This window comes from Micromonospora sp. NPDC000663 (assembly GCF_042898105.1).
Lineage (GTDB): Bacteria > Actinomycetota > Actinomycetes > Mycobacteriales > Micromonosporaceae > Micromonospora.
In genome coordinates this window covers 67551-93991 of sequence record NZ_JBIAYR010000006.1, presented here as the reverse complement: position 1 = coordinate 93991, position 26441 = coordinate 67551, and the positions used below count along the sequence as shown (strand labels likewise).

Sequence of the window (26441 nt, the reverse complement as noted above, 5' to 3'; positions counted from 1 at the left end):
GATCCCGTGGCCCAACGGCTGATCGTCATCGGTGGGGACGCCGCCGGCATGTCCGCGGCGTCCCAGGCCCGCCGCCGCCGTGGCCGCGAAGACCTGGAGATTGTGGTCTTCGAGCGCGGTCACTTCACCTCCTACTCGGCGTGCGGCATCCCCTACTGGATCAGCGGCCTGGTGCCCGGCCCGGACGCGTTGATCGCCCGGGATCCGGAGACCTTCCGCACCACGTACGCCATGGACGTGCGGATGCGCCACGAGGTCACGACAATCGACCTGGAGCGCCGAGAGGTCGTGGCCCGGGACCTGGAGGGCGGCGGCGAGGTCCGCGAGCGTTTCGACGACCTGATGTACGCGACCGGCGCGGAGCCGGTGAAGCCGCCGTGGGCGGACACCGACGCGGACGGCGTGTTCGGCATGCAGACCCTCGACGACGGGGCCGCCCTGCGCCTCTGGCTGGACGCCGAGCCGCAGCCACGCCGGGCCGTGGTGGTCGGTGGCGGCTACATCGGCGTCGAGATCGCCGAGGCCATGATCCAACGTGGTCTCTCGGTGACCCTGGTCGAGGCGGGCGACCAACCGATGTCGACGGTGGACGCCGACATGGGCGAGCTGGTCGCCGAGGCCATGCGGGGCCTCGGCATCGCGATCCGCACCGGCCTGCCGGTGACCGGCCTGGAGCAGCGGGACGGCCGGGTGTCCGCCGTGGTCACGGCCGAGGGGCCGATTCCGGCCGACGTCGTGGTCCTGGGCCTCGGCGTACGCCCCAACGCCGCGCTCGCCGAGACGGCCGGACTGCCGATCGGCCCGACCGGCGCGATCCGGGTGGACCGCCGGATGCGGGTGGCCGAGGTGCCGGGCGTCTGGGCGGCCGGTGACTGCGTGGAGACGCTCCACCGGGTCAGCGGACTGCCTGTGCACGTGCCGCTCGGCACGCACGCCAACAAGCAGGGTCGGGTCGCCGGGATCAACATCGGTGGCGGGTACGCCACCTTCGCCGGGGTGATCGGCACGGCTGTGACGAAGGTCTGCGACCTGGAGGTAGGCCGGACGGGCCTGCGCGAGCGCGAGGCGTCGGCGGCCGGTTTCGACTTCGTCTCGGTGATCGCCGAGTCGACCAACCGGGCCGGCTACTACCCCGGCGCCCGACCGATGACCGTCAAGTTGATCGCCGAACGGCCCAGCGGCCGGCTGCTCGGCGCGCAGATCGTCGGCTGGTCCGAGGCGGCCAAGCGGATCGACACGCTGGCAGTCGCTCTGTGGAACGGCATGACGGTGGACGACATGACGGCGCTCGACCTGGGCTACGCTCCGCCGTACGCGCCGGTGTGGGATCCGGTGCTCATCGCTGCCCGAAAGGCGGTCGACGCGCTCGCCGCCCTCGACCGCTGACCCGCGCCTCCGTGGAGGACCACCCCGTGACGCAGACCCCCACCCGGCCGGCCGCACGCCGCCGCCCGACCATGGTCGACGTGGCCCGGCATGCCGGGGTCAGCCTGAAGACGGTGTCCCGGGTGGTCAACGACGAACCCGTGGGGCAGGAACTGGTGGGTCGGGTCCTCGCCGCCATCGCCGAACTGGGCTTCCGGCGTAACGACATCGCCCGCAACCTGCGTTCGCGGCAGCTCAACGCCACGGTGGGGCTGCTCATCGAGGAGATCGCCAACCCGTTCTACGCCACCATCGCCAGTGTGGCCGCCGAGATCGCCGCCGCGCACGGCACGATGTTGATCACCGCCTCGTCGGAGGAGGACCCGGAGCGGGAACGCGCCCTGCTCCAGGACTTCACCCAGCGCCGGGTCGACGGGCTGCTCGTGGTGCCGGCCGGCCCCGACCACTCTTTCCTGCGACGGGAGGTCGAGCTGGGCATGCCTGTGGTGTTCCTGGACCGGCCGCCGCAGGGGTTGCAGGCGGACGCCGTCCTGCTGGACAACCGGGGTGGCAGCCAGGCCGGCGTCGGCGCGCTGCTGGCCGAGGGGCACCGCCGGGTGGGGTTGCTGCTCGGTGCGCCGAGCGTGTCCACGATGCGCGAGCGGCTGGTCGGTGCGCGCGCGGCGCTGGAGGCGGCGGGGGTCGAGCCGGACGAGTCGCTGGTCCGGGAGCGCCTCATCGCGCCGGAGGAGGCGGGCCGGGCGGTCGCCGAGTTGCTCGACCTTCCGGAGCCGCCGACCGCGTTCTTCTGCGCGAACAACAGGCTCACCGTCGGCGCGCTCCAGGAGTTGCACCGGCGGGGCAGTGACGCCGCGCTTGTCGGCTTCGACGACTTCGAGCTGGCCCACCTGATGCCCAGGCCGCTGACCGTCGTCGCCTACGACACCCGTGAGCTGGCGAGAGTCGCCACCGAACGCCTCTTCCAGCGGATTGCCGGCGACGACGACAGCCCTCCGTCAACCACTGTCCTCCCCACCCAACTCCTTCCCCGAGGCCTGTCCTGACCCCGCCCCACCTCGCCCGCTGCCGCCACCGCGAGCGTTGAGCACCGCGTCTTCGCACCGCAGGCCAGGCAGCTGACACCTACTCCCCCTTTGCTCTGCACCCCGATGTGCACCGGTCACGCACCGTAGCCGTCGCATCCGCGGGTGCAGAGCAAAGGATGGTCAGCCTGCGGGAGCGAGGAGGGCCTCCACCTCGGCGCGGCGGGGTGGGTCGGCACCTCGGCGGGCGCAGGTCAACGCGGCCACCGTGGCGGCCCGCCGCAGCACCTCCGCCCACTGCTGGGCGCTCACCGCGGCCAGTCGCTCGGCCGGACGGTCACCGAGCGCGTCGAGGTCGGCCAGCGCGGCCAGCAGACCGCCGGTGAACGAGTCGCCGGCCCCGACGGTGTCGACCACGGTGGTGGGCACCGCCGGCTGCTCGTGCAGCGACCCGTCCGGGGCGAGCAGGACGACGCCGTCCCCACCCCGGGTCACCACGGCGCAGGACACCCCGGCCGCGCGCCACTCGGTCATCACGTCGGCGAGCGTCCGGTCCGGGTGGAGCCAGGCCAGATCCTCGTCGCTGGCCTTGACCACGTGCGCGAGGCGTACCTGCCGCCGTACCCTCTCCTGCTCGGCCGCCCGGTCCGTGACGATGCTCGGACGCAGGTTGAGGTCGATGGAGAGGGTCAGCCCGTCCCGACGGTGTTCGCTGGCGAGCAGGTCCTCCAGCACCTGCGCGCCGGGGGCCAGCGCGAGCGCGAGCGACCCGGTGTGAAAGGCGGTCGCCGGTGATCCGGCCAGCTCGGGCAGCTCGTGTGGCGTCCACTGCCAGTCCGCCGTTCCGGCCAGCCGGAACTCGTAGCTGGCCTGGCCGGTGGCGTCCAGGGTGGCCACCGCCACCGAGGTGGGCTCCTCGGCGCGGACCGCCCATCCCAGGTCGACCCGGTTGGCGCCCAGGTACTCGGTGAGCTGCCGGCCGTACCCGTCGGTGCCGATCCGGGCCAGCAGCCGTACCGGCTCGTCGAGCCGGGCCAGGGTGACCGCCACGTTCGCCGGGGAGCCGCCGGGCACGGCCCGCTCCCCCTCGGCGGTGACCACCAGGTCGATAAGCGCCTCCCCCGCTACCACGATCACGCGGCCACCTCGCCCGGGGCGAGCGGGCCGGGCCCGCCGAGGCCGTGGGCCGAGCGGGACAACAGCACCGCCTGGTACGCGTGGTAGACGTCCGGTCGGCCGTGCCAGACCGTGTCGGCGGGACGGTTCCCCGGGTCCAGCTCGTGCCGCCACCCGGTGCCGTCGACGAGGTGCTGGCGGGCGTACGCCCAGAAGACCCGGTACCAGTCGGCGTAGACCTCGTCGCCGGTGCGCCGGTGCAGGGTGACCGCCGCGCCGACGGCCTCGGCGAGCACCCAGTGCATCCGGGCGCGTACCACAGGCCGGTCGTCCCAGTCGATCGTGTAGACGAAACCGTCGGCGCCGTCGACCGCCCAGCCGCGCCGCACCGAGGCGGCGAACAGCGCACGGGCGTCGTCCAGCAGCCAGCGGGGTGGCTGCGGCAGGACCGCCTCCAGGTCGAGCAGCAGTCGAGCCCATTCGAGCCAGTGGCCGATCGTGGAGCCGTACGGCCGGAACGGGTCGGCGGGCTGGTCCCGGTTGTAGTCGGGCAGCGGCGTCCAGTCGGCGGTGTAGTGCTCGGGCAGCCGCCAGTCGTGCCGGGCGGCTTCGCCGTGCACGAGGTGGTCGGCGATGCGCAGGGCCCGTTCGGTCCAGCTCGCGTCGCCGGTCGCGGCGGCAGCGGCGATGAACGCCTCGACCATGTGCATGCTGCTGTTGGCGCCGCGGTAGTCCTCGGTGACCGTCCAGTCCCTGTTCCACGACTCGCGGACCGAGCCGGTGGCGGCGTCCCAGAACCGGTCCCGCACCACGGCCTGCGCGTCGGCGAGCAACCGGTCCGCGCCGGGTCGTCCGGCGCGCGCGGCACTCGACGCGGCGAGCAGGACGAACGCGTGGTCGTAGCCGGCCTTGTGGTCGTCGACGGGCGTGCCCTGCTGGTCCACGGCACTGAACCAGCCGCCGTACCGCTCGTCGCGCAGCAGTGTGGTGAGCGCGGCGATCCCGTGGTCGACGAGGGCGGCGGCGTCCGGGTCACCATTGCGGTGGGCGAGGGCGGCCACGTGGGTCATCCGGCAGGTGATCCAGGTGAAGACCGGTTCGCCGCGATCCGGTGTGCGGTCGTCGGCCAGCCACCAGAAGCCGCCCTCGGGCCGCACCGAGCGGCGGGCCGTGTCGAGCAGAGTCCGGGTCTGGTCGACGAGGAACTCGTCCAGATCGGGCAGATGGGGTGACCCGGCGGGAGCGGGGGTCGTGTCGGCGTCGGGTCGGGGCACGTCGGTCATCTCAGCTGGTCACCGTCGGGTAGGAAACGGACATACGGTCGGGGTCGGTGCGGATCATGTCCGCGCCGGGACATTGTGAACGCAAAGGCGGACCCAGGTCGGCCCGCCCGGCACTAATTCATGCGTTATGTCCTTTGACATCGTTGTCACTGATCAACCCTGCTCCGGCGGTCGGGTCACTGTCAACTCCGCTCGCGTCACACCGCGCCGCTGCCGCGCGCCTCGCCGACACGATGGATGCCCCAGGATGACCGGATGGATCTACCCAAGGGTCTCGACTGGGTACGTGGGTCACCGGCCGGCCGGGACTGGCTGGCCGTGCTCCCGAGGCGGCTGGCGGAGTGCGCCGAGCAGTGGTCGCTGCGGCTCGGGCCGCCGTTCGAGCAGGCGTACGCCTCCCTGGCTCTGCCCGCCGAACTGCGCGACGGCACGGCGGCGGTGCTGAAGCTCCAGTACCCGGACGACGACAGCCGGTACGAGGCCGACGCGCTGGCCCTCTGGGACGGCGACGGGGCGATCCGCCTGCTCGCGCACGACAGGGAACGCCGCGCCCTGCTTGTGGAACGCTGCCAGCCCGGCACCGCCCTGCACGAGCTGCCGATGGACCGGGCGCTGGACGCGGTGACCGGGCTGCTGCCCCGGCTCTGGCGACCGGCCGGCGGGCCGTTCACCCGGTTGGCCGAGGAGGCCGCCGGCTGGATCGACCGGATACCGCGCAGCTGGGAGCGGGTTGGCCGACCGTACGAACGGCGGCTGCTGGACACGGCACTCGACCTGCTCAGCGGGCTGGCGTCGAGCCAGGGCGAGCAGGTGCTCGTCAATCAGGACCTGCACGCCGGAAACGTGCTCGCCGCCGACCGGGAACCGTGGCTGGCGATCGACCCGAAGCCGCTTACCGGCGAGCGGGAGTTCTCGGTCGTGCCGATGGTGCGCTGCCCGGAACTGGGCCACTCGCCGCCCGCCGTCCGGCACCGGCTCGACCGGCTGAGCGCCGAGCTGGGGCTGGACCGGGAGCGGGTACACGGTTGGACGGTCGGGCAGACGCTCGCCTGGAGCATCGACGGCGACGTCGTGTTCGCGCACCAGATCGAGGTGGTCCGCTGGCTGCTCGGCGGCGACTGACGGCTCAGCCGGCCTGGCAGGTACGGCACCAGTAGAGGTTGCGGCCGGCCAACTCTCCACGGCTGACCTCGGTGCCGCAGACGTGACAGGGCGCGCCGGGGCGGCGGTAGACGTACACCTCGCCGCCGTGCCGGTCCACCCGGGCCGGCCGGCCCATCGCCTCGGGCAGGTGCGGGTCGCGCACGGTGTCGATCCGGCCGTGTTCGGCCGCGAGCCGCATCAACCCGACGAGGTCGGCCCAGAGCGCGTCCCAGCCGTCGCGGGTAAGCAACCGGCCGGGCATCGTCGGCGGCAGCCCCGCCCGGAACAGCGCCTCGGTCACGAAGATCAGACCGGTGCCGGCCACCACCGACTGGTCCAGCAGGAGCGCGGCCAGGGGAGAGGGGCTGCGGGAGATCCGGGCGTACGCCCGCAGTGGATCGGCGTCGGCGCGCAGCGGATCCGGCCCGAGGCGGTCCCGCAGCGCGGCCACCTCGGGCGGGGTGAGCAGTTCGCAGGCCGTGGGACCGCGCAGGTCGAGCCAGTTGCGGTCGCTGGCCAGCCGCAGCCGGATCTGGCCGACCGGGTCCGGCGGCTCGCCCGACCCGTCGGTGAACTTGCCGTACAGCCCGAGGTGCACGTGCAGGGTCAGGTCGGCGGCGTAGTGGTGCAGGAGGTGCTTGCCGTACGCCTCGGTGCCCTCCAGGACGCTGCCGGAGAGCCGGGCGGCGCCCTCGGCGAAGCGGCCCTGCGGGCTGGCGGCGTGCACCTTGTCCCCGGCGAACAGCTCGGCGTGCCGGGCCGCCAGGCGGTGGATCGTGTGTCCCTCTGGCACGGGTGCCAAGGATAGTCAGCCGAAGCCGGACAGGCCCGGGCCTGTCCGGGTTGAGCGCGACAGCCGTACCCGGAATCGGTGTCAGGAAACACCCAGGTGGGTACGTCAGGGCGGTACCGCGTGGATGCCACCCTCTCCGTCGGCCACCACGCATTCATCAGGAGGTGTGTAGTGGTCAGGATTCCTTCGCTGTCCCGCCGGTCCGAGCCGGCACCGACCCGGGACGAGAACCTCGACGGCCGCGTGGACGGCCGCGACACCCCGGTCACCGACCGGAACGACACGACGCTCACCGGCAGCCGGACGGACGACAAGACCGCGGACCGTCCGGTGGTGACCGACCGGGACGCCGACCAGACGACGTACCGCAGCACCACTGCGACCGGCGACCAGGCCAGCGAGGCCGAGCGACGGGCCGCCGAGCGCGCGGCGGTGGCCCGCGCCGCCACCGCCCGGCCGGTGGACGGCGACGCCCGGGCCGTGACCACGGCGACCCCCACCCGTGACCGCACCGCCGACCGGGACGTCGACCTCGACCGGGACCGGGTGACCCCGACCGACACGACGGACCGCGCCATCCGGCCCGCCGACACGACCGACCGGGTCACCACGGACCGCCCGGTCGACCCCACCCCGGACCGGACGGCGCCGGAGCCGCAGGTGACGCGCGGCCCGAAGCCGCGAGCCAGCCTGCTCGCCACCCTCGGCCTGATCGTCGCCGTCGCCGGCGCGCTGTTCGTGCTGACCGGCACCCTGGCCGGTTACGGCATCGGGCTCGGCGCGTTCGGCGCGGTGCTCTCGGTGTTCGGCCTCATGGCCACCCGCCGCCGACACATCGCCGGCAAGACCGACGCGTTGTTCGGCGTGCTGATCGGTCTGGCCGCGGTGGTGCTCGGCGTGCTGGCGATGACCGGCCAGTTCGACTGGCCGACCACCGACGGCGACTGGGTGCAGCGTTTCCGCGAGTGGCTCGACTCACAGTTTGTCGACCGTTTCTAGCGGGCACTGTTCCGCTCGCCGGTGATGCAACCGGCGAAAAGCCGGCGGTTCGCCGGCAGCCCGGACACCCGGTGGTTCACCGGCCGGGCGACACCCTTTCAGGGGCGGCGGTTCGCCGCCCCTGAAGTGTTTCCGGGGTACGGCACGCGCTGACGCAACAAATCACCTTCGGCAGCCGCCCAGACGCAACGAATGTTCGGTCTGCGCAACTCTCGGTGGTGGATCCTGCCGCTGACGCCGCATAACGTTGAGCAACGGCGCCAGCCCGTGGGCCACGGTGGCCGGGCGCGCCCGACCCCTGGGAGCAGGACCAATGACGATGGACGCCACCAGCCAGCGCCTGTTGATGTGCCGGCCGACGTACTTCGCCGTCGACTACGCCATCAACCCCTGGATGGACCCGAGCGCGCCGGTCGACGCCGCGCTGGCCGTCCGGCAGTGGGAGCAGCTGCGCCAGACGTACCGCGACCTGGGCCACACCGTCGAGGAGATCGCTCCGGTGCCCGGCCTGCCCGACATGGTCTTCGCCGCGAACGGCGGCACCGTGATCGACGGCAAGGCGATGGCCGTGCAGTTCCGCGACCCGCAGCGCTCCGACGAGGCACCCGCCTACCGGGCCTGGTTCGAGGCCGCCGGCTTCGAGATGCACGACCCGAAGCACGTCAACGAGGGCGAGGGCGACGTCCTGCTCGCCGGCGACCACCTGCTGGCCGGCACCGGCTTCCGCACCGCGCACGCCTCGCACGCCCAGTTGCAGGAGGTCTTCGGCTACCCGGTGGTCACCATGCAGCTCGTCGACCCGCGCTTCTACCACCTGGACACCGCGCTGACAGTCCTCGACGAGCGGACCGTGGCGTACCTGCCGGAGGCGTTCTCCCCCGGCAGCCAGGCAGTGCTGCGGCGGCTCTTCCCCGACGCCGTGCGCGCCACCATGGCCGACGCGGAGGTGCTGGGCCTCAACGCGGTGAGCGACGGCCGGCACGTGGTGCTGCCCGCGCAGGCCACCGACCTCGCCGCCAAGCTGCGCGACCGGGGCTACGAAACCATCGGTGTCGACCTGTCCGAGCTGCGTAAGGCCGGCGGCGGACCGAAGTGCTGCACGCTGCGACTCCGTCAGGGAAAGGCAAGCAAGTGATCGTGGATGACATCCTGCGTACGCCGGGAGCGGTCCGGGACGCCGAGCGCTGGACGGCGCACAACTACCACCCCCTGCCCGTGGTGATCTCGTCCGCCGAGGGCGCGTGGCTCACCGACGTGGACGGCAAGCGCTACCTGGACTGCCTGGCCGGCTACTCCGCGCTCAACTTCGGCCACCGGCACCCGCAGCTCATCGCCGCCGCGCACGCCCAACTGGACCGGCTCACGCTCACCAGCCGGGCGTTCATCCACGACCAGTTCGCCGACTTCTGCCGGGAGCTGGCCGAGCTGTGCGGCAAGGACCTCGTGCTGCCCATGAACACCGGCGCCGAGGCCGTGGAGACCGGGATCAAGGTGGCCCGCAAGTGGGGCTACCAGGTCAAGGGTGTGCCCGCCGGGCAGGCCACCATCGTGGTCGCCGAGGGCAACTTCCACGGCCGGACCACCACCATCGTGAGCTTCTCCACCGACGAGGACGCTCGCGCCGACTTCGGGCCGTACACCCCGGGCTTCACAGTCGTGCCGTACGGCGACCTGGACGCGCTGGCCGCCGCGATCGACGAGAACACAGTCGCCGTGCTGCTGGAGCCCATCCAGGGCGAGCAGGGCGTGGTGGTGCCGCCGGAGGGCTACCTGCCCGGCGTACGCCAGGTCTGCACCGACCGGAACGTGCTGTTCATCGCCGACGAGATCCAGTCCGGTCTGGGGCGTACCGGCGCGACCTTCGCCTGTGACCACGAGGGCGTCGTGCCCGACATGTACCTGCTGGGCAAGGCCCTCGGCGGCGGCATCGTGCCGGTCTCCGCGGTGGCCGCGAACAGCGACGTGCTCGGCGTGCTCAAGCCCGGCCAGCACGGCTCCACCTTCGGCGGCAACCCGCTGGCCTGCGCGGTGGCGATCGAGGTGGTCCGGCTGCTGGCCACAGGCGAGTTCCAGCGCCGCTCGTCGGAGCTGGGCGAGCGCCTGCGCGCCGGCCTGGAAGGGCTGGTCGGCAAGGGTCTCGTCGCCGTACGCGTCCGCGGCCTGTGGGCCGGTCTGGACATCGACCCGACGCTGATGAGCGGCCGGGAGGCGTGCGAGCGGCTCGCCGCGCGCGGAGTGCTCGCCAAGGACACCCACGGTTCCACCATCCGCCTCGCCCCTCCGCTGGTCATCAGCGAGGAGGAGATCGACCTGGCGGTGGCCGCGCTCGCCGAGGTGCTGGCCGCCTGACGGACCGCACTTGCCAAGATCTGCGCAACTACAGGGAAAGTGCTGCCTCGACACCATCTGAGGCAGCACTTTCCCTGTTCTTGTGCGGATCTTGTCGCGCCGCACCGGCGCTCGGCGTCAGGGTCGGGGTAGGCGCATCGCCATCGTCGGAGCCTCCGCCATCACCGAGGTGGGCGTGAACGGGGCGCCGGTCGGCAGCTCCTCGGCGCGGCCGATCTGCACACCCGGGTACAGCTCCACCATGTCGTTCTCACCGAGCACCCGGGACTGCTGCGGCGCCAGGGGGATCCGGTCCGCCTCGGCCATCGAACCGGCCGGCCGGATGCCCGAGCCGTTTGTGCTCACGTCGGTCACGATGACCTCGCCGACCCGCAGCTCGAAGCGGACGTGACCCCTGCTGATCCACCGCCGGGCCTCGTCGTTGAGCCACTGCCCGAGCATGATCCCGCCTTCCTGCTCGGGCGCGCGGCCAGCCACCACCGGCTGCTCCTCGCTCAACACGAACCGCCGCCGGACCAGACCGCCGACGCGCACCGCCAGCACCTCCGTACGCGGCCGGGGCCCGCCGTCGCCGAGACGCGCGCCATGTCGGGGGCAGGTCGGCACGCCGTTGCGCAGCGAGGGCGGCGGCTGCGCGGCCGGGCTGCGGTCCGCCCCTCCAGCCAGGTCGGCGAACGCTCCGCCCCCACCGCCACCGCCGAACAGCGCGCAGCCCGACTCCGGGCACCGCCACTGCCGGGCCAGCAGCTTCATCCCGGTCGGCGAACGCTTGCCGGCGACCGGGGCGTGCCCGCCACCGACGTGCGCGATGAACACCGGCCCACCCGCGCCGGGCACCGGAGCGACCACCCGGCCGGGCTGCTCGACCAGCCACGGGAACCGCCCGCGCAGCCCGTCGAAACGGACCCGGCTGAGCACCGGCAACCCGAGCAGGTCGGCCACCTCCAGCATCCGGTCACCCGGGTTGTCGAGCACCTCGACGAGCCCGTCGTCGGCCCAACGGCGAACCACCATGCGCTCGTTCGAGGTCAGGTCCGCGTCGGAGAGCAACGCCCGGTGTACGACCGCGTACACCTGGACGCTGTCCTCCTCCAGCTCGCGGGAGAGCGCGTCGATGACCATGCCGAGCCGCAGCAGGCTGGCCGGCCGGCCACCGTCGATGTCCTGGTAACGGATCACCTCGGCCAGGTCGAGCACCGCCCGGGCCAGCGACGGGTCCGTACAGACCCGCCCCTCGATGGCGTCCAGAACCTTGCTGATCTCGAATCTCATGCCGCACTCCGGACGATGTCGTCGATCCGCCGGGCCAACTCGATGTCCCGGTGGGTGACCCCGCCGGCCGAGTGCGTGACACAGCGGAAGGTCAGGGTCCGCCATCGGATGTCGATGTCGGGATGGTGGTCGAGGTCCTCGGCCACCGCCGCCACCCGGTCCACCACCGCGATGGCGTCCGGGAAACTGCCGAGCTGGACCGTACGGCCGATGCCTGTCGGGTCACCCGACCAGTCGGACAACCCGCCCAGCTCTTCTCGCACCGCGTCCGCGGTGAGCAGGTCTGCCATGACCAGACCCTACCGGTGACGCCTGCACCGGACCGGACGCGCCACCGGTGCCGACGGGAGACGGGACGGCCGTGGGGTGGCATCAGGAGATGCCGCCCCACCGGTACGTCTCGCGTCGGCCGCGCCGCGGCCGGTCCGTTCAGCCGCGCAACGGCCGGCCCACCTCGTGCAGGTGACCGAGCGCCTGCCGGTACGACTCGACCAGCCCGGTCTCCGCGTACCCGATGCCCTGCTCGACGCAGTAGGCACGGACGATGGGTTGCGCCCGGCGCAGGTTGGCCCGGGGCATGTTCGGGAACAGGTGGTGCTCGATCTGGTAGTTGAGCCCGCCCAGCGCGGTGTCCACCAGCCGGCTGCCCCGCACGTTGCGGGAGGTCAACACCTGCTTACGCAGGAAGTCCAGCTCGTCCTCGGCGGTCGGCATCGGCATGCCCTTGTGGTTCGGCGCGAACGCGCAGCCCATGTAGAGACCCCACAACGCCTGGTGCACGACGGCGAAGAGCAGCGCCTTGACCGGCGACATGACGGCCAGCAGCAACGCCACGTAGCCGACTGTGTGCGCGACGAGCAGCGCCGCCTCGACCGCCCGGTGCCGCATCGGGGTCGTGTACCGGCCGTTCTCCCGGCCGACGATCGCCCGGATGCTCGCCACGTGCAGGTTCAGACCCTCAAGCAGCAGCATCGGGAAGAAGAAGTACGCCTGCCGCCGGGCCATCCACCGACCGAACCCCCGGGTCTGGAGCGCCTGCTCGGGCGTCCACACCAGGGCGCCCGCGCCGACGTCCGGGTCCTCGTCCTCGTGGTTCGGGTTGGCGTGGTGCCGATTGTGCTTGTCGACCCACCAGCCGTAGCTGAGCCCGACCGCCAGATTGCCGGCCGACAACCCGACCAGCTCGCTGGGGCCGCGCCGGCGGAACATCTGCCGGTGCCCGGCGTCGTGCCCGAGGAACGCGACCTGCGTGGTGGCCACCGCCATCACGGCCGCGAGCGCCAACTGCCACCAGGAGTCGCCGACCAGGAACACGCCGACCCAACCGGCCACGAAGGCGCCGAGGGTGAGCACGATGCGGGTGACGTACCAGCCGGGGCGCCGTTCGAGCAGACCCGCCTGGCTGATCCGTCGGGACAACTGTGCGTAGTCACTTCCTCGCCGCCGTACCGGCGGTTCTGCCACCGCTCCGAGCGCCATCGCTGCTCCCGTTCCACTTGGGCCCGTACCGGGGTGGTTCGGGCCTATTGCCAAGTGTCCCGGCAGCGGTAGCGCAGAGTAACCCTGACAACCCCCGGATGGGGGGTAGGGCGAGCCCTACCCCCCGGCTCAGCCGAGCCTCGTCACGGCGGCCCGCAGCCGGGCCAGGTCGCGGCGGCGGCGCTCGTATGTGGCCGCGAGCCCGACCAGCGCCAGCCCTCCGACAGCCAGGTAGATCCACCGGGGCAGCAGGTCCCATCCGCGCGCCAACTCGTGCAGCGCGAGCAGGGTCAGCACGCCACCGCCGAGCACGACTGGCGCCTGCCAGCGGCGGGCCGCACCGGCCAGCACCACGACCAGCGCCGCCGCGCCGAGCAGCAGCCGTCGCCACGGCTGCGGATCCGGCCCGCTCAGCACCGACACCAGGCTCGGCAGCAGCGCCGCGACGAGCCCCGGGCCGAGGGCCGGCCAGCTGGTCAGCCCCGGCCTGGTCCGCAACGCCAGCAGACCCGCGCCGAGGGCCAGCGCCGCGGCCGGCAGGGTGTACGCCTCCAGCACTGTCACCCCGCCGGCGGCCAGCAACACCCACGCCCCGAGCAGTTCGCTGCCGGCGGCGATGCCCGCGAACGCCCACCGGCGTCCGGCCGGCTCGCCACGGCGCAGCAGCCGCAGCGCCACGGCGACACCCCAGAGCACGCAGACGGTCGCGAGGTGCCGCGCCACCTCGACGGCGAACACGGCAGCCACCAGCGCCACCGCCTGGGCGGCGGCGTCCAGCACCCGCCCGAGCAGTGCCCGCGCCGCAAGCACCTCGACCGGCCGCGACGGGCTGGCCGCCTCGACCGGCGGCGGGCCAGCCGCGACAGTGCCGGACGGGCTGGTCACGGCCGCGACAGCCAAGACCAGCGCGGCCACCGCCAGCAGCGGGTACGCCGCCGCGCGCAGCGGCTGCCCCCCGGCGAGCGGTGCGGTCACCGCCAGCGCGCACGCGGCACCCACCGTGGCGAGGCACCCCGCGACCCGCGTCCCGACAGTCCGCGCCCCCACGGCGACGACCACCGCCGCCACCAGCAAGACCCCCTCGGCGGCGAGCGTGCCGGCCCGCGTGGCGAGCAGCCACACCACGCCGACGGCGACCAGCACCACCCCCACGGGTACGGCGGTCGGCGCGAAAGCCGGACGCGGCGCGGCGAGCGCGGCGAACAGCAGCGCGGCCACACCGGCGAGCAGCACGGCACCCGGCATCACCGGCCAGGGCGCACCGGCCGCGCCGAGCAGCACCGGCAGCGCGGCAGCGGCGAAGGGCAGCGCGGCCAGCAGCGGCGGGCCACCCCGTCGACCAGCCAGCACCACGGCCACCGCCAACGCGACGAGCGCCAGCCCGGCGGGGTACCCCGCCGGGTCCGCCACGGCGTCCGGCGCACCCGACCAGACCGAGCCCCCGCTGACGTACGGCGACGCGAGCGCGTTCAGCACCGCGGGCAGGCTCGCCAGCACCGCCACCGCCGCCAGCAGACCGCCCGCCACCAGCACGCCCGGCCGGCCAACCGCCGGCGTCCCCCCGACCGCCGGCCGGTCGCGGTGTGCCACGAGCGCCACGCCCAACGCCGCCAGGGCCGCGTACAGTGCGATCGGTTCGTCACCCGCCGCCACCAGCGGCACGAGGCCGGACACGGCCACCGCGACCACCGCGCCGGTCACCGCGTACCCGGCCAGCTCCACCCGGTGGCGACGTGCCACGAGGACCGCGACCAGCGGCAGCACGGCGGCGGCCAACGCGAGCCGGACCTGCCACCAGGGCTGCGCGCCCGCGACGAACGCCGCAAGCGCGGCGATCCCGGGCAGCGCGAGCTGCGCAACCAGGAGGCCTCCACCGGCCACCAGGCGGTACGGCCCGGACGCCCGCCGCACCGTGAGTGCCAGACCGACAGCGACAAGGACGCCGAGCGCCACGAGGGCACCCACCGGATCGGCCAGAGCCACCAGCAGTCCGTGCCCGAGCAGGACCATGCCGCCCAGGGCCCGGCTGGACAGCGTGCCCGGTCGCGCCATCGGACGGGCCAGCACGGCGAGCAGCAACGCGGCCCCACCGAGCAGGTCCACTGTCAGCACGGCCGGCCAGGAGGCGGGCCAACCGGCGGGCACGGCGAGCAGCACCGCCACCGCGCCGACCGTGGCCAGCAGCTCCCACGCCCGACGGGGTACCAGCAGCGCCGTCGCCGCGAACGCCAGCGCGAGGGCAGGCGCCACCTGCCAGCCCCAGTCCAGGTCGGGTCCGGTCCCGGCCCCGCCCCACGGCGGCAGCGACCGGCCGACGGCGGCGACCGCAAGCGCGACGGTGATCAGCGCGGCAATCTGCGCGGTTCCCGCCGCGACCAGCAGCGCCCCCACACGCGGGCCGGTCCACAAGCCGCCGCCCCTGACAACCGCCGACCCGGCTGTCGCCGACCCGGCCGCCACCGACCCGGCCGCCGCCGACCCGTCCGCCGCCGATCCGGCCCCCTCCGACCGGATCGACGCCGGCAGCAGTCGCACCGCACCCACCAGGACGACGGCCACCACCGCCGCCGCGATCAGCAGCAGTGCCGGCCGCAGCTCGGCCACCGGCCGCAGCACCGCGACGGCCAGCACCGGCACCAGCAAGCCGGCGGCCAGCGCACGCAGCACCGGCCCGCCGACCACCCGGGTCGCGCCGAGCGCGGCCAACGCGACAAGCAGCAGCGGCGCCCCCGCCAGCAGCGGGGTGCCCGCGGAGCGGCCGATCAGCAATGGCACCAGGGCGCAGGCGGCGGCGCAGGCGAGCGCCACGACGTGCCCGACGCCTGCAACCACCCGGCCGGCCAACGGCACCGTCCCCGGCCGGCCACGCAGGGCCACCACCACGGCCAGATCCAGCAGCGCCACCCCGAGCAGGACCAACGCCCACCCACCGGCGTCGGGCCGCGCCTCGGCGGCGAGCAACGGCAGCACCGGCTGCACACCCAGCAGCCCCGCGAACCACGGCCCGGCCAACCCACTGGACCGCCCGTACGCCACGGCGACCGCCGCGCTGGCCCCCCCGACCAGCGCGGCGTACCGGCTACCCGGCCAACCTGCCACCCCGGCCAGGTCCACCGACCAGGCCGCGTAACCGTCAAGCACCACCAGCAGCAGCCCCACCGCGGCGAACGTCTCCGCCGTCCCGCGCAACCCCCGACGGACCGCCAGCAGCGGGACGGCCAGCGCGAGCGCGGTGAACGCCGCCAGAATCAGCGCCCGGCCACCGACCCCGACCGACGCCCACGCGACGGCAGTGAACACCACAGCCGCGGTGCCCAGCAGGAGTCCACCGAGGACGAAGAGCAGACCCTGGATCGTCCGCGTCGAAGCCTCAGCCGCCCCCGGCGCCGGCTCCCTCCCGACCGTCGACACCGGAACGCTTCGCGGCACCGGCCCGACGACGGACGCCGCGACCCCGGCGCGGACGACCGCCGCCAGCTCGGCCCGCCGGCGCGAGGTGGCCGCCAATCGGCCGGCCAGCTCGGCGTGCGTCCGACGGGCCTGCTCCACCCGCGGCTCAAGCTGGGCCACCTCCCGACCCAGCCGCACCACCTCGGCGGCGACCGGGTCGGGCGGGCGGCGGCAACCGGCGCAGCCGACGCTCAGGTCAGCCGGGGCGCCGCAGGCGGGGCAGGGATAGCGGGTGTCGTCCACCCGCACATCATCGAAACACCACCGGGTCGCGGCCCAGAGTGCGCGTACTCATGGTCGGGTGTGCTCGTGTACCCAGGTCGCGTAGCCGGGGTCGCCACTCTCCACCCTGGACACAAGGATCTCCGGCACCTCGTACGGATGGCTGACCCGGATCTGGTCGACCAACGCGGAGAGCCGGTCCGGGGCGGTCTTGAACTGCACCGACCATTCGGTGCTGGTCTCCACACCGGAACGCCACCAGTAGGTGCTGTCCACCTGACCGCCGACCTGAGCGCAGGCGGCGAGCCGCCCGGCGACGGCCGCGGCCGCCAGCACGTCGGCGACCGAACGCGCATCCACCACAGTCGTCACCACGCAGATCTGGTCCACGACCGCACCCTACGCGGCACCGCCCCGCTGAGCCCGCTTTTCGTTCGCGCCTGCGGGGCTCCGCTTCGCTGCACTCCTCGCGCTCACCGGAGCCCGCTTTTCGTTCGCGCCTGCGGGGCTCCGCTTCGCTGCACTCACCGGTTGGCCGCGATCCACGCGTCGATCTGCGCCCACCAGTCATAGAGCCAGTCGATGCGTTCCTGCCTGCCGGCCGGGACGTCCTCCGGAGGCACCGACCAGAACCGCATCACGATCCGCTTGTCCATCGGCAGTTCGCGCCACACGTCGGCGACGGTGAGCATCCGGTCCAGGCCGGTGTGCGCGACGAAGATGACCCCGGCGTCCGGGGCGGCGTCGAGCGCGGCGAGCATCCCGCCGGGCTGCGGGGCGAGCACGTGGCGCATCCGTTCGGCACGCAGCGCCATCCGTTCCAGGCCGAGCGAACGCAGTCGGGCGATGGCACGCAGCCGCCGCTTGGGCGTGAAGTTGCCGCCCTCCGGGAAGATCACGAACGCGTCGTTGTCGTCCAGGCCGTCCGCGAGGTGCCCCACCTGGCGTACCGTCTCCTCGCCGCGCTCCGGTGTCGGCGCGATGAACCGGCTGGGCAGCCTGTTGAGCAGCACGTCGATAGCCGGGTCCCACTGGAGGCTGTCCTTGAGCACGATGCGCGGCTCCCGGTGGAACCAGTTGACCAACCCGTGGATCAGGATGAACGAGTCGCCCGGCCCGGCGTGCCGGCAGAGCACCACCTCCGGCCGGCCGGGCAGCGCGGTGTCCGGGTCGGTGCCCACCACGTCGATGCTGAGCCGCAACGCCCACCGGGCCTGCCAGAACAGCACCCGCAGGAACCAGCCGGCCAGCACGTAGTGGGCCCGCTGGAAGGCCGGCGACCGGGTCCGCCAGCCACAGCCGGAGACCACCCAGAGCACGAACAGCGCGAGCAGCGCGGCGGCGTCCCACACCAGGTAGACGCAGCCGATCCAGAGCACCCGCAACGGCCGGAACCGGCCCGGGACCAGCGGCGAGGCGGCGGCGGCGAGCAACGCCCAGACCGGCAGCGTGGTGACCACGACGAACGCCAGCAGCACCACGGCGGGAGCGATCAGCAACCGGCGGAGCCACCTGGGGGGCAACGGCATCAGCGTTCCACGTGGGTGGCGAGGTAGCGGCGCGAGGCGGTGTACGCCCGGCTGATCCGCCGGCCCACGGCAGCCATGTCCCGGTACGCCCACGGGGTGTCGTCGCGCGGGTTCAGCCCGCCGGTCGGCAGGACGTGCACCTCCACCCCCTCGGGCAGCGCGGCCATCTCCCGGAAGAAGCGGTGCCGGCGGGATATCTCGAACGCCACCTGGGCGATCTCCCAGGGCCGCCGGGGTGGGGTCAGCTCGCGTTCGATCCGGCCCACCTGGAGGACGAAGATCCGGCCGGCGCCGGCGGCCACCGCCTCGCCGATCGGGATGGAGTTGACGATGCCGCCGTCGACGTAGTGCGCGCCATCGATCTCCATGGGTGGGAGCAGCCCCGGCACCGACGCCGACGCCAGCACCGCCGGCACCACCGACCCGCTGTCGAACCAGTGCTCGGCGGCCCGCTCGATGTGCGCGGCGCAGCAACGGAACGGCACCCGCAGGTCGGCGAACGTGGTGTCGACGCCCAACTCGGATTCGAGCAGCCGGCGCAGGGGTCTCGGCGAGTGCAGGTGGGTGCGGGCGGCGAAGCGGCGCAACTGCCGGGCGACGGAATCGCCGTACACCTCGCTGGCCTCCGGCGACGCCCAGAGCCGGACCAGCCGGTCGGTCACCGCCTCCGTCGGGTCGGCGGCCACCAGCGCGCCGTTCACCGCGCCGATGGAGGTGCCGAGCACCAGGTCGGGTTTGATGCCGGCGCGGAACAGGGCACGCAGCATGCCCACCTCGACCGCGCCGAGGACTCCCCCGCCGCCGAGCACGAACGCCACAGGTCCCCCCGCCATGTCTCTCATCCTGGCACGCGCCCGCCGCCACCGGCATTCGGCGCAGAGCGGGCATCGCCCGGCGACGGCCGGCAGGACGCCGTTGACAGGCCGGACACATTCGCGCAACCTGATACCGCTCCCACCCCGAGGCAGGTGCGATCCGTGAAGGCAGCGCTGCACCCGGGCCGGTTACTGGCCCGCAGGTACCGGCTTGTCGACCAGATCGGCGCCGGCGGCATGTCGGTCATCTGGCGTGCCCGCGACGAGGTGCTGGACCGGGTCGTGGCCCTCAAGGTGCTGGCCCCGTCGTTGGCGGCCGACGCCCGCTTCCGCGACATGGTGCGCGAGGAGGCCCGCGCCGCCGCCCAGTTGGTGCACCCGCACGTCACGTCGGTGCACGACTACGGCGAGACGGTCGACCCGGACGGCTCGATCACCTCGTTCGTGGTGATGGAGTTGCTCAGCGGCGAGGAGTTGGAGCTGCGGCTCACCGAGGGGCCGCTGCCGTGGGCCGAGGCGGTGGAGGTGGGCGCGCAGATCGCCGACGCGCTGGCAGCCGCGCACCGGCTCGGCATCGTGCACCGCGACATCACCCCGGCCAACGTGATGATGACCGCGACGGGTGTCAAGGTGCTCGACTTCGGTATCGCCACCCGGATCGGCGCCCCGGACGAGGACGAGGACGGCGGCACCTTCGGCACCCCCGCCTACGTGGCCCCGGAACGGCTCGACGGCGCCCCCGCCCAACCGGCAAGCGACGTGTACTCGCTCGGCGTCCTGCTGCACGAGGCGCTCACCGGTCGGGTCCCGTACCCGGCGGACACCTGGGAGCAGCTCAGCGCCGCGCTGGCCGACGGCCCGGCGCCGACCCTCGCCGACCTGCCGGAGCTGCCCCCGGCGGTGGCCCGGATCTGCCTGCGCTGCCTGTCCCGCGACCCGGCGGCCCGGCCGACCGCACGGCAGGTGGCGACCACCCTGCGCGACCAACTGCTGCCGGCCGAGCGGCCCGCCCCGGTGTCCACCCTGGCCATGCCCCTCGAACCGGTTCCCGGGCCCACGGCGACGGAAGCCCCAGCCGAGGGGGCGACACCGTCCCCGGCGCGCTCCCGTCGCCGGCTGGCGCCGCTGCTGGTTCCGGCGCTCCTCGCGGTCGGCGTGGCACTGGCCGGGGTGGCCCTGCTGCCCGACGAGCGCTCGACACCCCGGACGCAGCCGTCGACCGGTCCCGTCGCGCCCCCGTCGTCCGCCCCGCCGGCCGTCGAGTCGTCCCGGCCCGCGACCCCGTCACCGTCCGCACCGGCGAGCGCCCGCTCGACCACCTCCGAGCCCGGCACTCTGATCGAGGCCGCCAACCGTGTGGATCGGCTGATCGGCGACGGGCTGAACGCCGGGGAGATCCGCTCCGATGTGGGCCTCGACCTGCGCAACGAGCTTCGGAACCTGACAGTCGCGGTCGGCTCCGGCCGGGACCAGCTGGCGCCGCCGGTGGCCCGGCTGCGGGAGAAGGTCGCGATCCGCCTCGGCGAGGGCGGCATCAGCCCGGCGTACGCGCAGCGGCTCGACGTCGCCATCAGCGAGCTGGGTGCAGTAGGCGTCTGACCCCGGCCACACCTCGGCGGGTCAGCGGGCCGACACGCGGGCCGGTTCGCGGACGTCGTACCGGTCGGCGGCGAAGCGGCGGTAGACGTCCTCGTAGCCGTACGCCATCCGTTCGACCGAGAAGTTCTCCGCGACGTGCGCCACGCAGTCCTGCGGGTCGAGCTGCGCTGCGGCGCGCAACGCCGCCGGCAGGTCGTCCGACGTGTCGCACACCAGCCCGGTCACGCCGGGCCGGACCAGCTCCGGCACCGCGCCCCGGTTCAGGGCGACCACCGGGGTCCCGGTCGCCATCGCCTCCAGCATCACCATGCCGAACGGCTCGTCCCACTGGATCGGCATGATCAGGCAGCGGGCGTCGACGAGCATCCGCAGGGTCTGCGCGCGGTCGGCGTTGAGAACGACCGTCACGTCGTCGTCGAGCAGCGGCTCGACGACCTGCTCGAAGTAGCGGCGCTCGGCGGGCTCGTTGCACTTGCCGGCCAGCAGCAACGGCAGCCCGGCTTCGCGGCACGCCCGGACGGCGACGTCCGGGCCCTTGTCCGGGCTGAACCGCGCCAGCCACAGCACCGGCCCGGGGCCGGGCTCGGTCTTGCGGGGGAAGCCTCGGATGTCCAGCGCGTTGTGCACAGTGCCGGCCCAGGGAAGGCCGGGGTTCAGGCCGCGCTGCGCGTGCGAGATGGCCACCAGGCCGACTCCCCCGTCGGCGTCACCGAGCACGTCGCCGTACTCCCCCACGGGGTTGCCGTGCACTGTCGCGACAGTCGGGACGGCCCGGCGGCCGGCGACCAGCGGACCGATTGTGGTGTGGTCGTGGATCACGTCGAAGTCGGCGGCGGTGATCAGTCGGTTCACCCGGGCCAGGTGGGCCAGCTCCGGCAACGATTCGCCGAGCCGCTCGTACTGGACGTCAGGGACTGTGGAGACGAAACCGCCGGCTGACGTGCCGTGCTGACCGCCGGCGCCGAACAGGGTCACCGCGTGCCCGTGCGCGGTCAGCGCGTCCACCAGGGCGGCGACGACCTGCTCCAACCCGCCGTAGCCGGGCGGCGGCACGGACAGCCAGGGCGGGACCACCATCGCGACGCGCAACGACCGCTCTCCGGAGCGGTCGGCGAGCGGGTGGTTCACGGCCACGGATCCTCCCCCGATTGTCCCGGTTCCGGTGTCGCCGCCGGTCGGCGTGGTCCGCGGCGGTTTCCCGGTGGCGTCGCGGGTAAACCGGACAAGACGGACGCTCACCCGCCGACCAGGAGCTGGTCGTGGACGACCCGTACTCCCGGCGCCGACCAGGCCACCCGCTGGACCTGGTCGCGTTCCCACCACGAGCGGACCACCCCCGCGAGGACAAGCGTGTCGCCGTCCACCTCGACTGTCACCCGGTCCGCGCCGATCGTGCGCAGCAGCGCACGCCGAACGTCGTGCCGCAGCCGATCGCCGGCGGGCGGCGCCGGCGGGCGCACCTCGACGAGGTTGGTGATGCCCCGCACCCCGTCCAGCCGGGTCAGCTCCCCCTCGGCGGCACGGCGCTGCCAGCCGAACTCCACCTCGCCGCGCAGCATCAGCCAGCCGTTGGCGACGGTCACCGCCAGTCGCTCGGCGGGCACGAAGCTGTCCCACTCCAACGCCCGGGAGGCCGCGACGGCGATCTCGGCGTCGGTACGCCCCGGCGTGCCCGCCAGCCGTACCTCGATCTCGTCGGCCACCGCCCGCACCCCGCGTACCCGCTGCGCGCAGCGGGCCGCCGCCCACCGCCGGGCGACGCCGTCCACGAACCCGTGCAGGGTGACCACGCCCTGGTCGACGGTCACGCCTATCTCGTTCGGTTGCAGCCGCGCGTCCCACGCCAGCTCGGCCAGGACGTCGCGCTGGATCCGCTGGTCGTCGTCGGCATTCACCGGTCCCACCCCCGTCTCGGCTCGTCCTGGCGAACCTGCCGGGCATACGGGTGACGGCGGTTCACCCGGATCGGATGAACCGCCGTCGGAATGAGAGGAAGCGGCGGGTGACGGAGCCAACCCCCTTGGCCCCGCCACCCGCCGCCGGAGGGAGGAAGCAGGTTTCTGGTGTTACGACGTCTCGGCGAGGGTCACGGTTGCCGTCTTCTCGACACCGTTTCGCTTGTACTGCACCTCGACCCGGTCGCCGACCTTGCCGGCCTGCACCGCGCCGACCAGATCGTCGGAGTCGTTTATCGCCTTGTCGCCGAAGCGGGTGACGACGTCGCCCCGCTGGAGGCCGGCCTTCTCGGCCGGGCTGCCCGCGGTGACCGACGCGACGAGAGCGCCGCCGCCCTCGGCCTGGTTGACGCCCACCCCGAGCGACGGGTGGCTGACCTTCTCGCCGCGCTGGAGCTTGCCCGCGACGTCCTTGGCCTTGTTGCTGGGGATGGCGAACCCGACGCCGATGTTGCCGGTGCTCTGCCCGGAGGTGGCGATGGCGGTGTTGACGCCGATCACCTCGCCACGGGTGTTGACCAGAGCGCCACCGGAGTTGCCGGGGTTGATCGGCGCGTCGGTCTGGAGCAGGCCGGAGATGGAGCTGACAGCCTGGCCCTGCTGGCTCGGGTCCGGCTGGCCCTCGCCGGCCCGGATGGTGCGGTCGCGGGCGCTGAGGATGCCCGCCGTCACCGAGCCCTGCAGACCCAGCGGGCTGCCCAGGGCGAGCACCTGGTCGCCGACCTGCATGGCGTCGCTGTCACCGAACTTGGCCGCCTTGAGGTCGCTCACCCCGTTGGCCTTCACCACGGCCAGGTCGGTCTTCGGGTCGGTGCCGACGATCTTCGCCTCGGCGTTCTTGCCGTCGGCGAAGACCACCCGCACGGTGTTGCCGGAGGCGGAGGCGACCACGTGGTTGTTGGTGAGCACGTACCCGTCGGTGCTGAGCACCACCCCGGAGCCCTCACCGCTGTCGGTGGTGATCGAGACGACGCTGTCCTGCACGGACGCGGCGATCTTCGGCAGGTCCGCGCTGTTGAGCACGGGGGCCGCCGAGTAGGTGCGGGTGACACCGCCGCCGTCGCCGTCGAGGGCGAGCGCGAGGGCCCCGCCGGCCACGCCCGACCCGAGCATCAGGGCGAACACGGCGACGCCCGCGCCGGCGAACTTCGCGATGCGGCTCGGCCGGGGGCCGCTGCCGGGCGGTGCGACAGGCGGACCCCACGGCGGGACCGGCTGACCCGGCTGGTGCGCGTGCTGCTGGTGCGGGTAGGCGGCACCCGGCTGGCCCCCGCCGGTCCAGCCGGACTGCTGCTGAGCCGCGTACCAGGGGGCGCCGGGAGCCGTCGGCTGCGGGTAGCCGTACTGGCCGGGCGTCGGGTGGCCGGAGACCGGATAGGGCGGCGCGGACGGGGTGGCCGCGGTCGGCGGCTCGTACCCGGTCGGCTGGTGCCCGGCGGCCGGCTGGCCGGCGTACGCGGTGGTCGGCGCGTCGTGCCCGGTGGCGCCGGCAGGCGCGGCGGTGGTCGCCGCGTCACCGGTGGAGGGGACGACCGGTACGGGAGTGGTCGGGGAGTCGGACTGCGCGCGCTCGTCGCGCGGCAGCTCGGCGGTGGGGTGCGACGGCTCGGCGTCGGTGGGGGCCGGCCGGCGCTGCGGGTCGGACTCGAACTCGGTCATGCCACTACCTTCTCCCCAGGCACTGCGATCAAGCTGGAACCGTCCTGGAAGTTGGCTGAAAGTCACTCGCCGGCGTCGTCGGTGGACGGCAGCAGGGGCAACCGGACCCGGAAGGTCGCCCCACCGCCCGGCGTCTCGGCCACCTCGACTGAGCCGTGGTGGGCGGCCACCAGGGCCGCGACGATGGCCAGGCCGAGCCCGGTGCCGGTGTTGCCGTCGGCCCGGCGGGTCCGTGCCGCGTCGGCCCGGTAGAACCGCTCGAAGACCCGCTCGGCCTGCTCCGGGGAGAGGCCCTGACCGGTGTCGGCCACCTCCACCACGGCGAGGTTCCCCTCCTCGGCGCGCAGCCGCAGGCTGACCCTGGCGTCCGTCTGGGTGTGGGTGAGCGCGTTGGTCATCAGGTTGCCGATGACCTGACGCAGCCGCGCGTCGTCGGCCAGGACCACGAGCGGTCCCGATCCGGGTTCGATCTCCAGGTCGATCTGTCGGTCCGGGGCCATCGCCCTGGCGGCGTCCACCGCGTCGGAGGCGAGCACCGGCAGCTCCACCGGGGCGAGGGAGAGTGGCCGTTCCCGGTCCAGCCGGGCCAGGAGGAGCAGATCCTCCACCAGCAGGCCCATCCGGGCCGCCTCGTCCTCGATACGGCGGAGCAGGCCCGCTGTCTCCTCCGGCGCCCGCGCGGCACCCTGCCGGTACAGCTCGGCGAAGCCACGGATGGTGGTCAGCGGGGTCCGCAGCTCGTGTGACGCGTCGGCCACGAACTGCCGCATCCGCTCCTCGGAGCGCCGGGCCCGCGCCTCGGACGCCTGGGCGGCGGCCGCGGCGTCCCGGGCAGCGCTCTCCGCCCACCGCGCCGCGGTCTCCGATGCGGCTCTGGCCGTGAACGCCGCCTCGATCTGGGTGAGCATCGCGTTCAGCGCGCGGGAGAGCCGGCCCAGCTCGGAGGTGGGATGTTCCTGGCCCTGTTCCGGGTCGGGAACCCGCCGGGTCAGGTCACCGCCGGCGATCGCGGCGGCGGTCCGCTCGATCTCGACGAGCGGTTTGAGGCTGGTCCGGACGATCGCCGCGCCGACCGACGCCAACATGATCAGCACCGCGCCGCCCACCAGGAGATCTATCCAGACGAGCTGCTTCACCGCCCGGTCCACCTCGGTCAGCGGCTGGCCCACGGCGAGCACCGACCCGTCCGGCTGGGCCGCGTAGTAGACCCGCCACCGGGTGAGGCCGTCTTGCGAGCGGACCGTCCGCGGCTCCCCCTCCAGCTCCTCGAAGCCGTCGCGGCTCGTCGCGAAGGTGGGCAGTTCCTCGGGATCGAGACTGAATTTGTCGTAGACCGGCTTGTAGACCTGCCGCTCGTCGGCGAGCGACACGACGTAGTCGCTCGGCAGCATGGCGTTGACCTCCCCGCTGCGCAGCTTCGGGAGCAGCTGACCAAGGCCCTGGGCGGTCGACCTGATCTGCCCGTCCACCTGGCCCTGGAGGTAGTTGCGCAGGAAGTAGGCGGTCAGTGAACTGATCACCAGCAGGGCCACGGCGACAAGCGTGAGCACCGAGGTGACCAGCTTCACCCGCAGCGGCACGCTGCGGACCCGCCCCTTGGCCTGCTGGACCGGGTTCACGCCGCCGGCTTGCGCAGCACGTATCCCACGCCGCGGAGGGTGTGGATCAGCCGGGGTTGAGTCGTGTCGACCTTGCGCCGCAGGTACGAGATGTACGACTCGACGATGTTGTCGTCGCCACGGAAGTCGTAGTTCCAGACGTGGTCGAGGATCTGCGCCTTGGACAGCACCCGGTTGGCGTTGAGCATCAGGTACCGCAGCAGCTTGAACTCGGTCGGCGAGAGCTGCACCCGCTGCCCGGCCCGGTGCACCTCGTGGGTCTCCTCGTCCAACTCCAGGTCGGCGAAGGTGAGCCGGGAGGGGGTCTGCTCGCCGGTGGTGGTGCGGCGCAGCACGGCGCGGATCCGGGCGGTCAACTCCTCCAGGCTGAACGGCTTGGTGACGTAGTCGTCGCCGCCCAGGGTCAACCCACGGATCTTGTCGTCGGTGGCGTCCCGCGCGGTCAGGAAGACCACCGGGGTACGCGTACCGCCCTCGCGGAGCATCCGGATGACCTCGAAGCCGTCGAGGTCGGGCAGCATCACGTCGAGCACGACGAGGTCGGGCCTGTGGTCCTTGGCGGCGTTCAGGGCCGCGCTGCCGCTTGTCGCGGTGGCCACGTCGAAGCCCGCGAACCGCAGGCTCGCGGAGAGGAGTTCGAGGATGTTGGGGTCGTCCTCGACGACGAGAAGTCGCGCCTCGGTCTGGGTAGCGGGCATGGCCCCATCATGGGTGACCTCACTGCGCCGGCGCTGGACGCTTCCTGCAAAAA

General features: G+C 73.4%; 22 protein-coding genes. 7 read left to right on the top strand and 15 right to left on the bottom strand.

The genetic code is table 11. The annotated features are described in order from the left end of the window. The first annotated feature begins 6 nt into the window (after positions 1 to 6). Positions 7 to 1386 carry an FAD-dependent oxidoreductase gene (locus ACFY1S_RS21000; protein WP_387120514.1) on the top strand — a complete coding sequence of 460 codons (1380 nt, stop codon included), beginning with the start codon at positions 7 to 9 and terminating at the stop codon, positions 1384 to 1386. Positions 1387 to 1412: 26 nt separating this feature from the next. Then, complete coding sequence (locus ACFY1S_RS20995) at positions 1413 to 2429, top strand: LacI family DNA-binding transcriptional regulator (protein ID WP_387120511.1); 1017 nt, start codon at positions 1413 to 1415, stop codon at positions 2427 to 2429. A 162-nt stretch (positions 2430 to 2591) separates the two neighbouring features. Here ACFY1S_RS20995 and ACFY1S_RS20990 read toward each other — a convergent pair whose 3' ends face one another. After that, positions 2592 to 3545 (bottom strand): carbohydrate kinase, encoded by a 954-nt coding sequence (locus ACFY1S_RS20990; RefSeq protein ID WP_387120508.1) that lies wholly within the window; start codon positions 3543 to 3545, stop codon positions 2592 to 2594. After that, positions 3542 to 4807 (bottom strand): AGE family epimerase/isomerase, encoded by a 1266-nt coding sequence (locus ACFY1S_RS20985; protein WP_387120505.1) that lies wholly within the window; start codon positions 4805 to 4807, stop codon positions 3542 to 3544. The genes ACFY1S_RS20990 and ACFY1S_RS20985 overlap by 4 nt, the downstream gene beginning before the upstream one ends. Before the next feature lie 255 nt (positions 4808 to 5062). Here ACFY1S_RS20985 and ACFY1S_RS20980 point away from each other — a divergent pair, with 255 nt between their 5' ends. Then, positions 5063 to 5929: an aminoglycoside phosphotransferase family protein gene (locus ACFY1S_RS20980; protein ID WP_387120502.1), complete on the top strand. Its 867-nt coding sequence runs from the start codon at positions 5063 to 5065 to the stop codon at positions 5927 to 5929. Positions 5930 to 5933: 4 nt separating this feature from the next. On the opposite strand, the gene ACFY1S_RS20975 is transcribed toward ACFY1S_RS20980, so the two are convergent. Beyond that, a complete protein-coding gene (locus tag ACFY1S_RS20975) occupies positions 5934 to 6743 on the bottom strand; it encodes an Fpg/Nei family DNA glycosylase (protein ID WP_387120499.1) in 810 nt (269 codons plus the stop codon). 171 nt (positions 6744 to 6914) lie between these two features. Between ACFY1S_RS20975 and ACFY1S_RS20970 the strand changes: the two genes are divergently transcribed. The 3 genes from ACFY1S_RS20970 (at position 6915) to rocD (ending at position 10091) form a co-directional block, all read left to right on the top strand. After that, positions 6915 to 7742 (top strand): thrombospondin, encoded by an 828-nt coding sequence (locus ACFY1S_RS20970; protein WP_387120496.1) that lies wholly within the window; start codon positions 6915 to 6917, stop codon positions 7740 to 7742. A gap of 319 nt (positions 7743 to 8061) precedes the next feature. Then, entirely contained in the window at positions 8062 to 8877 is an 816-nt protein-coding gene (gene ddaH / locus ACFY1S_RS20965) for a dimethylargininase (RefSeq protein ID WP_387121088.1), read from the top strand. Beyond that, positions 8877 to 10091: an ornithine--oxo-acid transaminase gene (rocD, locus tag ACFY1S_RS20960; protein WP_387121085.1), complete on the top strand. Its 1215-nt coding sequence runs from the start codon at positions 8877 to 8879 to the stop codon at positions 10089 to 10091. The genes ddaH and rocD overlap by 1 nt, the downstream gene beginning before the upstream one ends. A 117-nt stretch (positions 10092 to 10208) precedes the next feature. Here the strand turns inward: rocD and ACFY1S_RS20955 are convergent, their stop codons facing one another. From ACFY1S_RS20955 to ACFY1S_RS20925, 7 genes are all read right to left on the bottom strand, one after another. After that, positions 10209 to 11363, bottom strand: a complete 1155-nt coding sequence (locus ACFY1S_RS20955; RefSeq protein WP_387120493.1) for an FHA domain-containing protein — start codon at positions 11361 to 11363, stop codon at positions 10209 to 10211. Beyond that, positions 11360 to 11653, bottom strand: a complete 294-nt coding sequence (locus ACFY1S_RS20950; protein ID WP_364374053.1) for a 4a-hydroxytetrahydrobiopterin dehydratase — start codon at positions 11651 to 11653, stop codon at positions 11360 to 11362. Before ACFY1S_RS20950 ends, ACFY1S_RS20955 begins: the two co-directional genes overlap by 4 nt. Before the next feature lie 139 nt (positions 11654 to 11792). Further along, on the bottom strand, positions 11793 to 12842 hold the full coding sequence (locus ACFY1S_RS20945) for a fatty acid desaturase family protein (protein WP_387120490.1): 1050 nt from the start codon (positions 12840 to 12842) through the stop codon (positions 11793 to 11795). A gap of 129 nt (positions 12843 to 12971) precedes the next feature. Continuing rightward, positions 12972 to 16535 (bottom strand): SCO7613 C-terminal domain-containing membrane protein, encoded by a 3564-nt coding sequence (locus tag ACFY1S_RS20940; protein WP_387120487.1) that lies wholly within the window; start codon positions 16533 to 16535, stop codon positions 12972 to 12974. Positions 16536 to 16583: 48 nt separating this feature from the next. Further along, positions 16584 to 16904 carry a divalent-cation tolerance protein CutA gene (gene cutA / locus ACFY1S_RS20935; RefSeq protein ID WP_139587248.1) on the bottom strand — a complete coding sequence of 107 codons (321 nt, stop codon included), beginning with the start codon at positions 16902 to 16904 and terminating at the stop codon, positions 16584 to 16586. 134 nt (positions 16905 to 17038) lie between these two features. Continuing rightward, positions 17039 to 18043, bottom strand: a complete 1005-nt coding sequence (locus ACFY1S_RS20930; RefSeq protein WP_387120484.1) for a 1-acyl-sn-glycerol-3-phosphate acyltransferase — start codon at positions 18041 to 18043, stop codon at positions 17039 to 17041. Next, the gene (locus tag ACFY1S_RS20925; protein ID WP_387120481.1) at positions 18043 to 18876 is read right to left on the bottom strand and encodes a patatin-like phospholipase family protein; all 834 of its coding nucleotides are present in this window, start codon (positions 18874 to 18876) and stop codon (positions 18043 to 18045) included. Before ACFY1S_RS20925 ends, ACFY1S_RS20930 begins: the two co-directional genes overlap by 1 nt. Positions 18877 to 19020: 144 nt before the next feature. Between ACFY1S_RS20925 and ACFY1S_RS20920 the strand changes: the two genes are divergently transcribed. Then, positions 19021 to 20457 (top strand): protein kinase, encoded by a 1437-nt coding sequence (locus tag ACFY1S_RS20920; protein WP_387120478.1) that lies wholly within the window; start codon positions 19021 to 19023, stop codon positions 20455 to 20457. Positions 20458 to 20478: 21 nt separating this feature from the next. Here the strand turns inward: ACFY1S_RS20920 and ACFY1S_RS20915 are convergent, their stop codons facing one another. The 5 genes from ACFY1S_RS20915 to ACFY1S_RS20895 all read right to left on the bottom strand — a co-directional run bounded on the left by ACFY1S_RS20915 (position 20479) and on the right by ACFY1S_RS20895 (position 26388). Continuing rightward, the gene (locus ACFY1S_RS20915; RefSeq protein ID WP_387121082.1) at positions 20479 to 21534 is read right to left on the bottom strand and encodes a glycosyltransferase family 4 protein; all 1056 of its coding nucleotides are present in this window, start codon (positions 21532 to 21534) and stop codon (positions 20479 to 20481) included. A 158-nt stretch (positions 21535 to 21692) separates the two neighbouring features. Next, complete coding sequence (locus ACFY1S_RS20910; protein ID WP_387120475.1) at positions 21693 to 22352, bottom strand: BON domain-containing protein; 660 nt, start codon at positions 22350 to 22352, stop codon at positions 21693 to 21695. A gap of 171 nt (positions 22353 to 22523) precedes the next feature. Next, positions 22524 to 24071, bottom strand: coding sequence for a trypsin-like peptidase domain-containing protein (locus ACFY1S_RS20905; RefSeq protein WP_387120473.1), 1548 nt, complete (start codon positions 24069 to 24071; stop codon positions 22524 to 22526). Between the two features lie 62 nt (positions 24072 to 24133). Continuing rightward, entirely contained in the window at positions 24134 to 25690 is a 1557-nt protein-coding gene (locus ACFY1S_RS20900; RefSeq protein ID WP_387120470.1) for an ATP-binding protein, read from the bottom strand. Then, positions 25687 to 26388, bottom strand: a complete 702-nt coding sequence (locus ACFY1S_RS20895; RefSeq protein WP_184178241.1) for a response regulator transcription factor — start codon at positions 26386 to 26388, stop codon at positions 25687 to 25689. Before ACFY1S_RS20895 ends, ACFY1S_RS20900 begins: the two co-directional genes overlap by 4 nt. Between the last annotated feature and the right edge of the window lie 53 nt (positions 26389 to 26441).